General features: G+C 63.6%; 15 protein-coding genes. 10 read left to right on the top strand and 5 right to left on the bottom strand.

Going from position 1 to position 12,666, the window contains the following annotated elements; genetic code table 11:
* Nucleotides 1-133: 133 nt before the first annotated feature.
* The 4 genes from J2X38_RS17920 to copC form a co-directional block, all read right to left on the bottom strand.
* Nucleotides 134-811 (bottom strand): class I SAM-dependent methyltransferase, encoded by a 678-nt coding sequence (locus tag J2X38_RS17920; protein ID WP_011542705.1) that lies wholly within the window; start codon nucleotides 809-811, stop codon nucleotides 134-136.
* Nucleotides 812-948: 137 nt separating this feature from the next.
* Nucleotides 949-1,674, bottom strand: coding sequence for an AraC family transcriptional regulator (locus J2X38_RS17915; protein WP_232314621.1), 726 nt, complete (start codon nucleotides 1,672-1,674; stop codon nucleotides 949-951).
* On the bottom strand, nucleotides 1,671-2,639 hold the full coding sequence (gene copD / locus J2X38_RS17910) for a copper homeostasis membrane protein CopD (protein WP_077031247.1): 969 nt from the start codon (nucleotides 2,637-2,639) through the stop codon (nucleotides 1,671-1,673). The genes J2X38_RS17915 and copD overlap by 4 nt, the downstream gene beginning before the upstream one ends.
* Before the next feature lie 6 nt (nucleotides 2,640-2,645).
* Nucleotides 2,646-3,029, bottom strand: coding sequence for a copper homeostasis periplasmic binding protein CopC (copC, locus tag J2X38_RS17905; RefSeq protein ID WP_011542702.1), 384 nt, complete (start codon nucleotides 3,027-3,029; stop codon nucleotides 2,646-2,648).
* Between the two features lie 143 nt (nucleotides 3,030-3,172).
* Between copC and J2X38_RS17900 the strand changes: the two genes are divergently transcribed.
* The 10 genes from J2X38_RS17900 (at nucleotide 3,173) to J2X38_RS17855 (ending at nucleotide 11,716) form a co-directional block, all read left to right on the top strand.
* On the top strand, nucleotides 3,173-3,439 hold the full coding sequence (locus J2X38_RS17900; RefSeq protein ID WP_003046403.1) for a hypothetical protein: 267 nt from the start codon (nucleotides 3,173-3,175) through the stop codon (nucleotides 3,437-3,439).
* Between the two features lie 2 nt (nucleotides 3,440-3,441).
* Nucleotides 3,442-3,879, top strand: a complete 438-nt coding sequence (locus J2X38_RS17895; RefSeq protein ID WP_003046401.1) for a periplasmic heavy metal sensor — start codon at nucleotides 3,442-3,444, stop codon at nucleotides 3,877-3,879.
* Nucleotides 3,876-4,460 (top strand): RNA polymerase sigma factor, encoded by a 585-nt coding sequence (locus J2X38_RS17890; RefSeq protein ID WP_067179814.1) that lies wholly within the window; start codon nucleotides 3,876-3,878, stop codon nucleotides 4,458-4,460. Before J2X38_RS17895 ends, J2X38_RS17890 begins: the two co-directional genes overlap by 4 nt.
* A gap of 119 nt (nucleotides 4,461-4,579) precedes the next feature.
* On the top strand, nucleotides 4,580-6,415 hold the full coding sequence (locus J2X38_RS17885) for a copper resistance system multicopper oxidase (RefSeq protein WP_405053472.1): 1,836 nt from the start codon (nucleotides 4,580-4,582) through the stop codon (nucleotides 6,413-6,415).
* Complete coding sequence (locus J2X38_RS17880) at nucleotides 6,412-7,623, top strand: copper resistance protein B (protein ID WP_077031245.1); 1,212 nt, start codon at nucleotides 6,412-6,414, stop codon at nucleotides 7,621-7,623. The genes J2X38_RS17885 and J2X38_RS17880 overlap by 4 nt, the downstream gene beginning before the upstream one ends.
* Before the next feature lie 92 nt (nucleotides 7,624-7,715).
* Nucleotides 7,716-8,105, top strand: a complete 390-nt coding sequence (locus J2X38_RS17875; RefSeq protein WP_223181178.1) for a DUF305 domain-containing protein — start codon at nucleotides 7,716-7,718, stop codon at nucleotides 8,103-8,105.
* Between the two features lie 58 nt (nucleotides 8,106-8,163).
* Nucleotides 8,164-8,631 (top strand): DUF411 domain-containing protein, encoded by a 468-nt coding sequence (locus tag J2X38_RS17870; protein ID WP_310255989.1) that lies wholly within the window; start codon nucleotides 8,164-8,166, stop codon nucleotides 8,629-8,631.
* 27 nt (nucleotides 8,632-8,658) lie between these two features.
* Nucleotides 8,659-9,006, top strand: a complete 348-nt coding sequence (locus tag J2X38_RS17865; protein ID WP_294048559.1) for a hypothetical protein — start codon at nucleotides 8,659-8,661, stop codon at nucleotides 9,004-9,006.
* Between the two features lie 6 nt (nucleotides 9,007-9,012).
* Nucleotides 9,013-9,129, top strand: a complete 117-nt coding sequence (locus J2X38_RS17860; RefSeq protein ID WP_294048558.1) for a DUF411 domain-containing protein — start codon at nucleotides 9,013-9,015, stop codon at nucleotides 9,127-9,129.
* Nucleotides 9,130-9,244: 115 nt separating this feature from the next.
* On the top strand, nucleotides 9,245-11,716 hold the full coding sequence (locus J2X38_RS17855) for a TonB-dependent siderophore receptor (protein ID WP_294048557.1): 2,472 nt from the start codon (nucleotides 9,245-9,247) through the stop codon (nucleotides 11,714-11,716).
* A gap of 36 nt (nucleotides 11,717-11,752) precedes the next feature.
* Here J2X38_RS17855 and J2X38_RS17850 read toward each other — a convergent pair whose 3' ends face one another.
* Nucleotides 11,753-12,658 (bottom strand): LysR substrate-binding domain-containing protein, encoded by a 906-nt coding sequence (locus J2X38_RS17850; protein ID WP_003046376.1) that lies wholly within the window; start codon nucleotides 12,656-12,658, stop codon nucleotides 11,753-11,755.
* Between the last annotated feature and the right edge of the window lie 8 nt (nucleotides 12,659-12,666).

Raw genomic sequence — 12,666 nt, 5'->3', positions numbered from 1 at the left:
TCGCGGCGGGGCGGTCCAAACGCCACCGGTCGAGTTCGCCGCTGGCGTCGTTCCTGGCGGTTCCAGAATGGAGCCGCTTCTATCGATACGCAAGAAAGGCGATTATCCCTTGGATTTTCTTTGCCCTGTGCCGTCAGGTCCCGGGCTTTCGGGCCTCGATGATCGCGATCGCACCGGTTGGCGTGCGGAACGTCTCAAGTTCGCGAACATCGCAAAAGCCTGCCTCTCTCATCAGCACCGGGAGCAATCCATCGGCGTTGGGTTGGGTGTCCTGGACGCCGTCGAGCTGCTGGATCGTCAGGCGGAACAGCAACCGCATGAGGCGGCTGCGCTGTTCTCCATAGTCGGTGACATAGAGTTTGCCGCCCGGCGCGAGCACCTGCCGGGCCTCGCGTAGCAGACGTGCCTTTTCCTCAAGCCCGACCTGATGAAGGACGAGGCAGATCGCAATCTTGGAAGGCGAGGGCCAGTCATCGATCGCCGAAGCCGCGAAAAAGCCAACTCGAAACTCCGGCGGTGGAACAATCTGCGCGGTCTTCGTTCGGGCAATTCGCGTCGCGGCCTCGTCGGGGTCGAAACCAAGATAGCGGACGTCCCGGCTATGGCGAGCGATCGCCAGCGCGAGATTTCCCGTACCCGAGCCGATATCGAGAATGACGTCACCCTCGCCGAGCGCCATATGGCGAACGAGACGGTCGCGCCACACGCGCTCGCGCGTCGTCACCGCGACGCCGAAATCATAAAAGGGCGTCAGGAAGTGATATCCTGCCGCTGGCGTGTAGGATCTTGCTACGGGTTTCGGGTCGGGCATGGCCGTCTCCTTTCGACGCTTTGGCTTGCCGCCGGATTGCGGCCGCACTCGCCGGTCTCGAGGAGACGCTTAGGGGCAAGCAGGCGCGGCGGTCTTGAATGTTTCGCCGGGGCGACGCGGTGCGAGGCGCATCCGGCTCAGGGCACGATTTCGAACGCGAAGGCGCTAAGGCCAGCCGAAGGCGTCACGCCTAGCCATTGAGCGCAGCGGCGCGTGAAGTGCGACTGATCGGCGAAGCCTCCCGCCGCCGCTGCGTCGGCGAGACCTCCGCCGCCGACCAGCGCCCGCACGGCGCGTTGAAGCTGGAGCCACTGCAGCAATTTGGCCGGAGGCACGCCGAAGTCGCGGCAGACGATTTCGCGAAGGCGCGAGGGCGAGAGGCAGGCGACGTCGGCCAACGCGCGCGCGGTCGACAAATCACTAGGGGCCGCGAGCGCCTCGGACAGGCGTGCATCCACCGGACGCACCTGCGACCGGTCGAGATAGTCGGACGCCCAGCGCTTCGCGTCCGCGCCGCTAGCGATATCGCATAGTCCGGCCGTCTCTACTGGTGTCAACAGGACGGGCGCCGATCCGGCGGACAGCCGCGCGTCGGCACGAAAAAGCGGGTCGAGATAAAATGATCGCACGAGGGCGCCCGGCGGTCCCAGGCGGTGCCGGACATGCGATGCGATGGCAATGGCGTGTCCGGCAGGGACTATCATGTCGGCATCACCGGAAATTTCGAGGTCTCGTTCGACGGCGAGGCTGATCTGATGCGCCACATGGCTATGAGGACGGCTGCTCCCGATGCGTGCGTCAATCAACGCCCAGCCGGCCCCGAGCATGATCGAACCGGACCATGAGACGGTGCTGGCGGTCAAACCGGATCGACGGCGACGAAGGGTTCGAGCGTGCCGAACCAGGCGACCAGCGCGAGTATGGCGAGCGCGGCCGACGCTTCGATGACCAGGCTTCTGCGCATGGCTGCGATCGCGAGGTCGGGGTCGGCGGCGACATTGTCGGTATTGGTCTCCGGGACGGCGGCCGCGAGCGCCGGGGTCAGCTGCCAGCGGTTCGCCGCCGCGAGCGCTAACATCAGTCCGAACAGCGCAAGCTTGGCGAGGAGCAATTGTCCATAGGGCGAGCCGAGGGAGCGGCCGAGATTCTCGGCGCCGACGATCATCTGGCTGTTGACGAGGCCGGTGGCGGCGATGACGAGGACGCAGATCGTACCGACGCGCGAGAATTGATCGAGACTCCGCGACGCAATTTGGAGTCCCCCCGGCCATTCGCGGAGGCGCTGGGGCGAGATCAGCATAAGAAAGGCGCCGATTGCGCCGATCCAGACCGCCGCTGCGATCAGGTGCAATATGTCGCTGGCCCGATGCAGGGTGCCCGCCGCGCCCTCGGTCGCGCCCGCATGGCCCGACCAGACCAAGGTCGCGACGGCGACCGAGCCGGCAAGAGTGAGTATGGCGGCTGCGATTGTCGGCCGGCGCGTCATCCAGACTGCCGCCGCCAACGCAACGAGCAGCGCGGCGCTCCGGTAGATCCAGGCCATGCCGACCTCGGTTTCGCGAACCAGATCCCAAAAGGGTTGGAACTCCAGGGAGAGGATGCCCACGCCCTGCATCGAGGCCGCGAGCACGCCCATTCCGAGGCTGGAGACGAGCAGCCCGATGGCGCAGAGCCATCGTTCTGCGCGCCAGATCGCGGCCATCATCGGCTGCGGCTCATGGCGTTCGCTCCGCGTCAGCGCAAAAAGCGGGAACGCAGCAAGGCCGGCGATGAGCATCAGGTCCGCATAAAGTGCGAACCTGATGCCGATCAGAACGGGGTCCCCCACCGTCTTTTACTTTACGGTGAAGCTGAATTCGCTGCCCATGCGGTGGGTATCAGCGCCCGCCGCCGACCATGTGACCTTGTAGGTTCCGGCTGTCAGCGGCCGCTTGAGCATCAGCATCGCCGACTTGCCCTCTTTGCCCATCATCGACGAGTAAGGCACCTTCATCGGGGCATGATTGGCCATGCCGGGCATGCCGGTCATGACCAGCTCGGTCTTGAGGGTCGAGGCGACGATCTTTTCGTTGAACTGAAGATTGACCGACGTGACCTTCGAAACGGTCGAATTGGCGGCGGGCGTCGAGCTGACGAGCTTGGTGTGCGCGCTTGCCGTGGCCGGCATGAGAAGCAGAGCGAAAGCCGCCGCTGCAGAGGGGAGAAGAGACTTGAACATGAACACCTCCAAATGCGTGTCTGTCCTGCTAATACGCAGGATATCGGCATGGCCCTCAAATATTCCGGAATAATATTCTGGTGTGAGGGGTGAGGCGCTTCGGCGCGTATGTACAATGATGGAAAGGTTTGAAGAGACGATCGATGGATAAGGAGCTTCGCATTTTGAACAGGATCGATCTGCCCGCAGCGCTCGATGCGCTCGATGATCGCATCATGGGCGCATTGGCGATCCGCCGGCGCGAAGCGGTAGCGATGCGCCGCCTGATGGCGCTCGCGGCCTTTGTCTCGCTCGGCGGCGGTGTTTTTGCGGGGAGTGCGATTTCCCAGCCGGCGGTCGCGGCAAGCCCCCTGACCCCATTCGGCCCGCCTAGCGCATTGGTGCCTTCCACCTTGCTGGATGTACAGTAGCAATGCCGTCGCGCCGTCTTCTTCTCTTGGGGCTCATTGCCTTCGCCGCGGCGATTGCCGGCGTGTTCATCGGCCGTCTGGTGGCCGATGCGCCCAAAGCCAGCGAAACCGAACTTCATGCGCTTCTCCACGGCCAACTCGACCTGACCCCGGAGCAGGAAAAGAAACTCGAGCGGATCGAAGCCGACTTCGCCGGTCGCCGCCAGGCGCTCGAACTCGAGATGCGCGCCGCCAATGTCCGGCTCGCGCAGGCGATCGAAGCCGAGCATGGCTATGGACCGCGCGTCACCGAGGCGATCGACGAGACGCATGAGGTGATGGGGACATTGCAGAAGGAAACGCTCCAGCATCTCTTCGCGATGCGCGGGGTTCTCAACCCCGATCAAGCGGAAATGTTCGACAAAAGCGTGGTCAAGGCGCTGACCGCCGATGCGCGGTGAGCGCCGACCTATCGCAATGTAGCGACCAGGATCTGGCGGCCTTTGCGCGCGCGCACCGCGAAGACGCCTATCGCGAGTTGCTGCGCCGTTACAAAACGGGCGTCTACCGGCTCATCGTAAAGCAGATCGGCGATGCCGACGAGGCGATGGATCTGACGCAAGAGACGTTCGTCTCCGGCTTTTCGGCGCTCGATCGCTATGATGGCGAACGCCCCTTCCGCACATGGATCGCCCGTATCGCGCTCAACAAATGTCGCGACTGGGCACGACGGCGAAAGGTGCGCGCCTTTTTCTCCCGCGCGCTCCCGCTCGAAAATGCGCATCACGTAGCAAGCGATGGTCCTGGGCCCGATTCCGCGGCGACCGACAGGCGAGAGCTCGCCAAGGTTCGCGGGGCGATCGATCAGCTGCCGCAGAATTTGCGCGAAGTGTTGCTCCTCCGCGGTGTCGACGAGGTCAGCCAGGCCGAAACAGCGGTCATTTTGCGCGTCAGCGAGAAAACAGTCGAAACGCGCCTCTATCGAGCGCGGACCAGGCTCCGGGAATTGCTCGCGGGAACATCTGCGAGCGCCGAGGGTTGAGGGTTCGACCGCTCGTTCAGGCGGCATCTCCTCATCGTCCGGCATTTTTATTGAGGGGCAGCCGTGCCGCCTGCGTATAGCTTTAGGAACAGTCAGTAACGGTCGGAAAGAATATGCAGATGGAAAGGCGTCGGTTCGTCAGTGGAGCTTTGGGTGGAGGGGCTGCTGCGGCGATGGCCGCATGGTTCCCGGCCTGGGCCCAGTCGGTGTCGTCCGGCATCACCGCGCCGCTTCCGACCGTATCCGGCAATGACATAACGCTGCGCATCGCCCGGCAGACGATGCGGATCGACGGCAAGGTCAGCCGCGCGATCGGGATCAACGGCACCGTGCCCGCGCCGCTCGTCCGTCTAAAGGAAGGGCAGACAGCGCGCCTGACCGTCGTCAACGATCTCGACGAGGACAGCTCGATCCACTGGCACGGCCTGATCCTGCCGTTCCAGATGGACGGCGTGCCCGGCGTCAGCTTCCCCGGCATCAAGCCGCGCTCGAAGTTTGTCTATGAATTCCCGGTCGTTCAATCGGGGACTTATTGGTATCACAGCCATTCGGGGCTTCAGGAACAGCTCGGCCATTATGGCCCGATCGTCATCGATCCCGCGGGCGCCGACCCGATCGGCTACGATCGCGAGCATGTCGTCGTCCTGTCCGACCACAGTCAATTGTCGCCCGAGGCGATCTTCCGCAAGCTCAAGGTCAATCCCGGCCATTTCAACATGCAGCGCCAGACGCTGGCGGGCCTGCTCGCCGGCAAGGATCAACCGCTCAAGGAGCGGATCGATTGGGGCAAGATGCGGATGGACCCGACCGACGTCGCCGACGTCAATGGTTCGACATACACCTTCCTCGTCAACGGCCATGGTCCGCGCGACAACTGGACCGCGCTCTTCAGCCCGGGCGAGCGGGTGCGCCTGCGTATCGTCAATGCGTCGGCGATGACGATCTTCAACGTCCGCATCCCGGGCCTCAGGATGACCGTGGTGCAGGCCGACGGCCTCAATGTCGTGCCGACCGAGATCGACGAGTTCCAGATCGCGGTCGCCGAAACCTATGACGTCATCGTCACGCCGGTCGAGGACCGTGCTTATACGCTCGTTGCCGAGGCCAATGACCGGTCGGGCATGGGACGCGCGACGCTCGCACCGCGCGCCGGCATGGTCGCCGAGGTGCCGCCGCTCCGCGAACGGCCGCTCGCGACCATGAAGGACATGGGCATGGGCGACATGTCGGGCGGCTCAATGGCGGGTATGGACCATTCGGGCGGCGATATGGGCGCCATGCCCATGCCGGCGAGCGATCCTTCCTGTCCCCCTGAACATGCCAAGATGGGCCATTGTACGCCAGCGGGGGAAAGCGGCGCGATGGCGGGCATGGATCATGGATCGGGCGGAGGCATGCAGCACAGCATGCGCGACTTCAGTGTCGCGCCGCAGGTCAAGCGCGACCCGAGCGTCCAGACGATCTCGCCGATGCCGATGGATCGCATGGACGAGCCGGGGCAGGGACTGGAGAATGTCGGGCACAAGGTGCTGACCTACCATGACCTTGTCGCGCTCGAGCGCAACCCCGATACCCGCGCCGCCTCGCGCTCGCTCGACATCCATCTGACCGGCAATATGGAACGCTTCATGTGGTCGTTCGACGGCATCAAGATGTCCGACTATCACGAGCCCATCCCCTTCATCGAGGGAGAGCGCGTGCGGATCAACCTCATCAACGATTCGATGATGAGCCACCCCATCCACCTCCACGGTCATTTTTTCGAACTGGTGACGGGCAAGGGCGACCGGTCGCCGCGCAAGCATACGGTGCTTGTCCAGCCGGGCGGCATCGCGAGCTTCGATTTTACCGCCGACGCGCTCGGCGACTGGGCGTTCCATTGCCATCTTCTCTATCACATGCACGCGGGAATGATGCGCGTCGTCAGCGTCCGTCCGAAGGGAGACGGCGAATGACCCGGGTCGCGCTTCTCCTCGCGGGTATCGCCCCGCTGACCTTTGCTGTGCCCGCCGCGGCGCAGTCGATGGATCATTCGATGCATGGTGCGGCGCCCGCGCCGACACCCGCTCCCTCGCCAACGCCAGCGCCGGTAGCGCAGCCCGCGCCCGAAGCGCCCGCCGAAGGGTCGATGGAGCAGATGGACCATGGGAGCATGCAGGGCATGGACATGGAGCCCAAAACTTCGACCTGCCCGCCCAAACATGCGGCGATGGGTCATTGTACGCCCGAGGCGGAGGCTTCGGGCAAGGGCGCTTCTGACATGGACGCGATGGATCATGGCACGGCGGCGCCGTCCGATCCCGATTGTCCGCCCGAACATGCCAAAATGGGCCATTGCACCCCGAAGGGCGGGTCTGCGGACCCCATGGCCGGAATGGAAGGCATGGCGACGATGAGCGGCGCCAGCGGCACCGACTTGCCGCCGGGCGATGCTACCGCGCCTGCGCCTCCCGGCGACTGGTATGCCGATCGCATTTATCCCCAAGCCGAAATGGAGCATTCGCGCCACGACATGATGAAAGAGAATGGTGCGCAGACCATCGCTTTCATCAGCTTCAACCTTGCCGAATATCAGGCGCGCAAGGGCCGCGACGGGTTCCGCTGGGACGGTGAGGCTTGGTACGGCGGCGACATTAACCGGCTGACGATCAAGAGCGAAGGCGAGGGCGTGTTCGGCGAAGGCATCGAGAGCGCCGAGGTACAGGCGCTCTACAGCCGGGCGATCGGACCCTATTTCAACGCGCAGGCGGGTATCAGGCAGGATCTTGGGCCCGGCCCCGACCGCACCTATGCGACGATCGGCTTCGAGGGGCTCGCCCCCTATTGGTTCGAAGTCGAGGGCGCGCTGTTTCTTTCGAACAAGGGTGACCTGCTCGCCCGGCTCGAAGGCTATTACGACCAGCGCATCACCCAGAAACTGATCCTCCAGCCGATGGCGGAAGTCAATTTTGCGCTGCAGGATGTCCCCGAGACCGGCGTTGGTTCGGGGCTTTCGGATTTCGAGCTCGGGCTTCGCCTGCGTTACGAGGTCGTGAAGGAATTCGCGCCTTATGTCGGCGTCGAATGGGCGCGCAAGGTCGGCGATACCGCGCGTTTCGCCCGCGCGGCGGGCGAGGATGCGAGCGGTGTCAGTTTCGTGATGGGGGTGCGGGCCTGGTTCTAGAAGTTTCGCGGGGTGGCGACACGTCGAGGAGAAATGCCGTGAAACCAGCCTATCGCAGCCTCGCGCTGCAGACGATCGTCAGCGGCGTCATCATGTATTTGGTGATGTTCGTCATGATCGACCGCCTCTCGAGCTTCTACAATAATCTCAACATGCTCTACATGACGCTGATGATGGTCTCGCCGATGGTCGTGCTGATGATCGTCGCAATGCCGGGCATGTTCCCGTCGAAACGTCTCAATACGTTCCTGCTGCTGGGATCGGCAGTTGCCTTCTTCGGGAGCTTCGGGCTCATCCGGACACAGACGACGATCGGCGACACGGCCTTCTTGCGTTCGATGATCCCGCATCATTCGGGTGCGATCCTCATGTGTGAACAGGCTTCTCTCAAAGATGCCGAGATACGCGAACTCTGCCGCGGCATCATCGCGGGGCAGGCAGCCGAAATCGAACAGATGAAATCCATTCTCGCGAGGAAATGACATGAAAAATCCGATGACGCGCCGTCATCTTTTCGGCCTGATTGCGGTCGGATCGGGGATGGCGCTTGCGGCATGCAATTCTGCCTCGGGCCCGGCGGCGACCAGCGATAAGAATGGCGCGGCGCCCGCGCCGGGCGCCGAGACGTCCAGCCCCAAGCGAATGCTCGTTTATCGCGATCCCGAATGCGGCTGCTGCGAAGCTTGGGCGGATATCGCGCGCAAGGCGGGTTATGATGTGACTGTCGAGAACCGCTCTGACATGGCCGCCGTAAAGACGCGATATGGCGTGCCTGGCCAACTGGCGTCGTGCCACACGGCCGTGATCGGCGGATATGCGATCGAGGGTCATGTGCCGATGCGGCATGTCGCGAGGCTCCTTCACGACAAGCCACGCGACATTCGAGGGATCGCCGTGCCCGGCATGCCGCGCGGCTCACCGGGAATGGAAATGCCGGACGGAAGCGTGGACGCATTCGAAGTGATGGCGTTCGGCAGCGACGGTAAGGTTTCTGAATTCCGCACATGACCTGCCGACACGAAAGAGGAGACGGATATGACGCGATTCATTCCCTTGGCGAGCGCCGCCGTGCTGATATTTGTTCTGGCAGGATGCGGCACTGAGCCTGCGCAGCAGAGCGACGTCGCACCGGAACAGAGTGAGGTTACTGCCGGCGAGTCCCCAGCAATGGTGGAGACCATGCCTATCGCGGAAGAGACGGCCACTGCGTCTGCCCCGGCGGCGCCGACCGAAGAGGCAGTGCCTCCCGAGAAATCCCGCCCCAAGCAAGAACCTGCCGCGAAGGCCGCTGTGCCGCCGCGGGCAAAGGCCGCGCCGGAAGCGCCGAAACCTGTCGAACCCGAACCCGATCCTCATGCCGGGCACGATATGGACAAAAAATAAGGGCGTGTGCCGGCACGGCATGTCGCCCGGGCGATCGAGGACAAGCTGCGCGAAGTGTCCGGCATCGCCGTGCCCGGCATGCCGCGCGGTCCGTGCTGCTCGATGCTGCAGCGAGAGATATAACCATATGGAATAACCATCTCGTTTATAGCGATGAGTGGTGATTATTTCTGGTCATGCCAAGGCCGCGAAGATAGCTCGGTGGCGAAGCCAAGAGCTTTCGCAAATGGAGGGGACCATGAGGAAATTGCTTCGCACGAGTGGCTCGATTATCGCCGTCCTGGCAGGCATGTCGGCCGCCGCCGCCTTCGCGCAGGATAACGCCAAAGAGGCGCCGCAGCCAGGCGCGTCGCAGGGCGAAATCGTCGTGACGGGCACGCGGCGGAACGATCTCAAGGCGGCTGATTCCGCTCAGCCGATCGACATCATCACCGGCGCCGAACTGCTCGAAAAGGGCACGGCCGACATGAACGATCTTCTCCGCACCGAGGTCCCGTCGCTCAACGTCCAGCGCCTCGTCAGCAACGACGGCGCCGTTTTCACTCGGCCTTTCTCGCTGCGCGGCCTGCCGCCGGACCAGACGCTGGTGCTCGTGAACGGCAAACGGCGCCATCGCGGCGCGACGGTCCAGTTCACCAATGTTCCCTATATCCGGGGATCGCAGGGTCCCGATCTCTCGGCGATCCCGTCGATCGCGATCGGCCAGCTCGAGGTTCTGCGCGACGGCGCATCGGCGCTCTATGGATCGGATGCGATCGCCGGCGTTCTCAATTTCGGTCTGCGCCGCGACCGCGAAGGCGGATTGCTGATCGCCCGCTATGGCCAATTCTACAAGGGCGACGGCGAGGATTTCCTCGTCCAGGGCAATGTCGGGCTTCCCTTCACCGACGCCGGTTTCGTCAACATCAGCGGCGAATATGTGAACGCCAGCACGACGTCGCGCGGCATCCAGCGTCCCGACGCGCAGGCGCTCATCGATGCCGGCGTGCAGGACGTCCCGGTCCCGGCGCAGCGCTGGGGAAATCCCGAATCCGAGGCGGCGCGCATCTTCGTCAATGCCGGCATCGAACTGTCGGACGAGATGGAATTCTACACCTTCGGCAATTATAGCTGGAGCCGCGGCACGACGGCCTTCTTCTACCGCAATCCCAATGCCAGCTTCATTTCCACCTCGATTCCGCTCACCAATACGCCCGGAGGACAGCGCTTCAGCTTCCGCCAGCTCTTTCCCGGCGGCTTTACCCCGGATTTCGGCGCGACGGTGACCGACGCCGCGCTTGCGGCCGGCCTCAAGGGCGAATTCTCCTCGGGCCTGACCTATGACCTCAGCGCTTCCTATGGTCAGAACCATGCTTCCTACCGGATCGAAAATACGGTCAATCCGTCGCTTGGCCTCGCGTCGCCAACATCCTTCAAGCCGGGGCAGCTCGAGCAGCGCGAACTCGCTTTCAATCTCGATCTCACTTACCCCATCGCGATCGGCACCTCCGATCCGCTGACGCTTGCCGGCGGTCTCGAGTATCGGCGCGAGACATATGAGATCACGGCCGGCGACATCGCATCATGGCAGGTTGGTCCTTTCGCGTCGGTTATCGATCCCGATACCGGGAACCGCGTCGGACTGCCGGTCGGCTCGAACGGCTTCCCGGGCTTCAGTCCCATCCAGGCGGGCGAGTTCGCGCGCAGCAACTGGGCCGCCTATACGTCGCTCGAAGGCAATCTCACCGACGCTCTCCAGTTCGGCCTTGCCGGCCGTTACGAGAATTATTCGGACTTCGGCTCGAAATTCACCTGGAAGGTCAACGGGCGATATGATTTCTCGGACGTCTTCGCGGTGCGCGGATCGGTCAACACCGGCTTTCGTGCGCCGACGCCGGGTCAGTCGAACGCCTCGCAGGTCCAGACCAACATCGACTCGATAACCGGGGCGCCGCTGACCGCAGGCATTATTGCGCCCAACAATCCGGTCGCGCAATTCTTCGGCGCGACGCCGCTTCGGCCCGAGAATTCGTTCAACGTCGCCGGCGGCATCGTCGTGAAGCCCTCCAATCGCATCACCTTCACGCTCGACTATTTCAACATCAAGGTCGAAGACCGGATCGCCGTATCGGGCAATTTCAATCTCACCCCGGCGCAGCGCGCGCAGCTCGCGGCGCTTGGCATTCCCGGTGGGGATTCCTTCCAGCAGGTGAGTTTCTTCACCAACTCCTTCGACAGCCGCACCCAAGGCGTCGACGCCGTGCTGACGGTCGGCTTCGACCTCGGCGGCGGCAAGGCCACGCTCGGCCTCAACGGCAATTATACCAAAACCGATGTCATCAAGGCCTCGCCGGTGATCACTGCGGACCGCGAGCGGCTGCTCGAACTCGAGGGCTTCGTTCCGAAGTGGAAGGGCAATGCGTCCTTCACTTATGCGGGCGAGCGCTTCGGCTTCGTCGCGCGCGCGAACTATTATGGCAAATGGACCGACTATGGCGCCGCACCGGCTGCCGACCAGACGGGCGGCGCCGAACTGCTGGTCGATCTCGAGCTGTCCTACAAGGTCAGCGACATGCTCAAGCTTGCGGTTGGCGGCGAGAATATCTTCGACAATTACCCCGACGTCGAGGCGCGGCAATCCCAGATCAACAACGGGATCCGATATCTCCGCTTCGCGCCGACGGGGTTCAACGGGGGCTTCTGGTACGTCCGCGCGACCGCCTCCTTCTGATCGGTGGCCGTGAGGGCCGTGCGGCGTCTTGTGTCTTCAGCTGGCGTCGGAGCCGAACATCGCGTCGCGGTGGGATTCGAGCACCGCGATAAAGGCCGCAGCGACTTGGGACATCGGCCTCAACTTCGGCGTGAAGAGCATATATTCAAAATGGACCTCCGGCGCGAAATCACGGACCGTAAGGCCCCGCTCGGCATAATCCGCTGCGGTCACGGGGTTGAGAATCGAACATCCGACCCCCTGCATGACAAGCGCGCAGATGGTCATCGCATATTGGGTTTCGATGACCATCTCGCGGTGGACGCCCGCGTCCTCGAAAATGCGGTCGATGCGGTGACGCACGCCGTCCTCGAGCGCGAGCGAAATGAAGGGCTCGCCCTCGAGATCGGCCGGCCGGATGACGTCCTTGACGGCCAAGCGGTGGCCGGCAGGGAGAACGCAGGCGCCGGGGCAGCGCAGGAAGCGCTCCATCCTTATGCCGGGCAATTCGCGCGCCGGCGTCGCGAGCCCGATGTCGAACTGCTGGTTCGCCATCCATTGCCGCACCGTCGAGGAGCTGCGGGTCTGGAGCTGAACGGTGACGCCGGGATGTGTCTCGCGAAAGGCCGCGATCACGCGCGGCAGGAAACTGACCGCGAGCGCCGGGAGGGCGGCGATCCGGAGCGTGCCGGTCGCCATGTTGCGGATGTCTTCCGCTACCCGCTTCAGGGCCGCAATACCGGAGAAGCTCCGCTCGACTTCGTAGAAAAAGGCGTCGGCTTCGGGCGTCACGGTGAGCGCGCTGCCGCGCGAACGCAGGAAGAGCTGAAAGCCCAGCTGATGCTCGAGCTCGGCAAGCATCTTGCTCACCGCGGGTTGCGACAGGTTGAGCGACTGCGCGGCCTGGGTGACCGATCCCGAGAGCATCACGGCCCTGAAGGCTTCGAGGTGACGCAGGTTCATCGGACATC

Origin of the sequence: Sphingopyxis sp. BE235 (assembly GCF_031457175.1) — a bacterium.
Lineage (GTDB): Bacteria > Pseudomonadota > Alphaproteobacteria > Sphingomonadales > Sphingomonadaceae > Sphingopyxis.
This window is presented reverse-complemented; position numbering and strand designations above follow the sequence as displayed.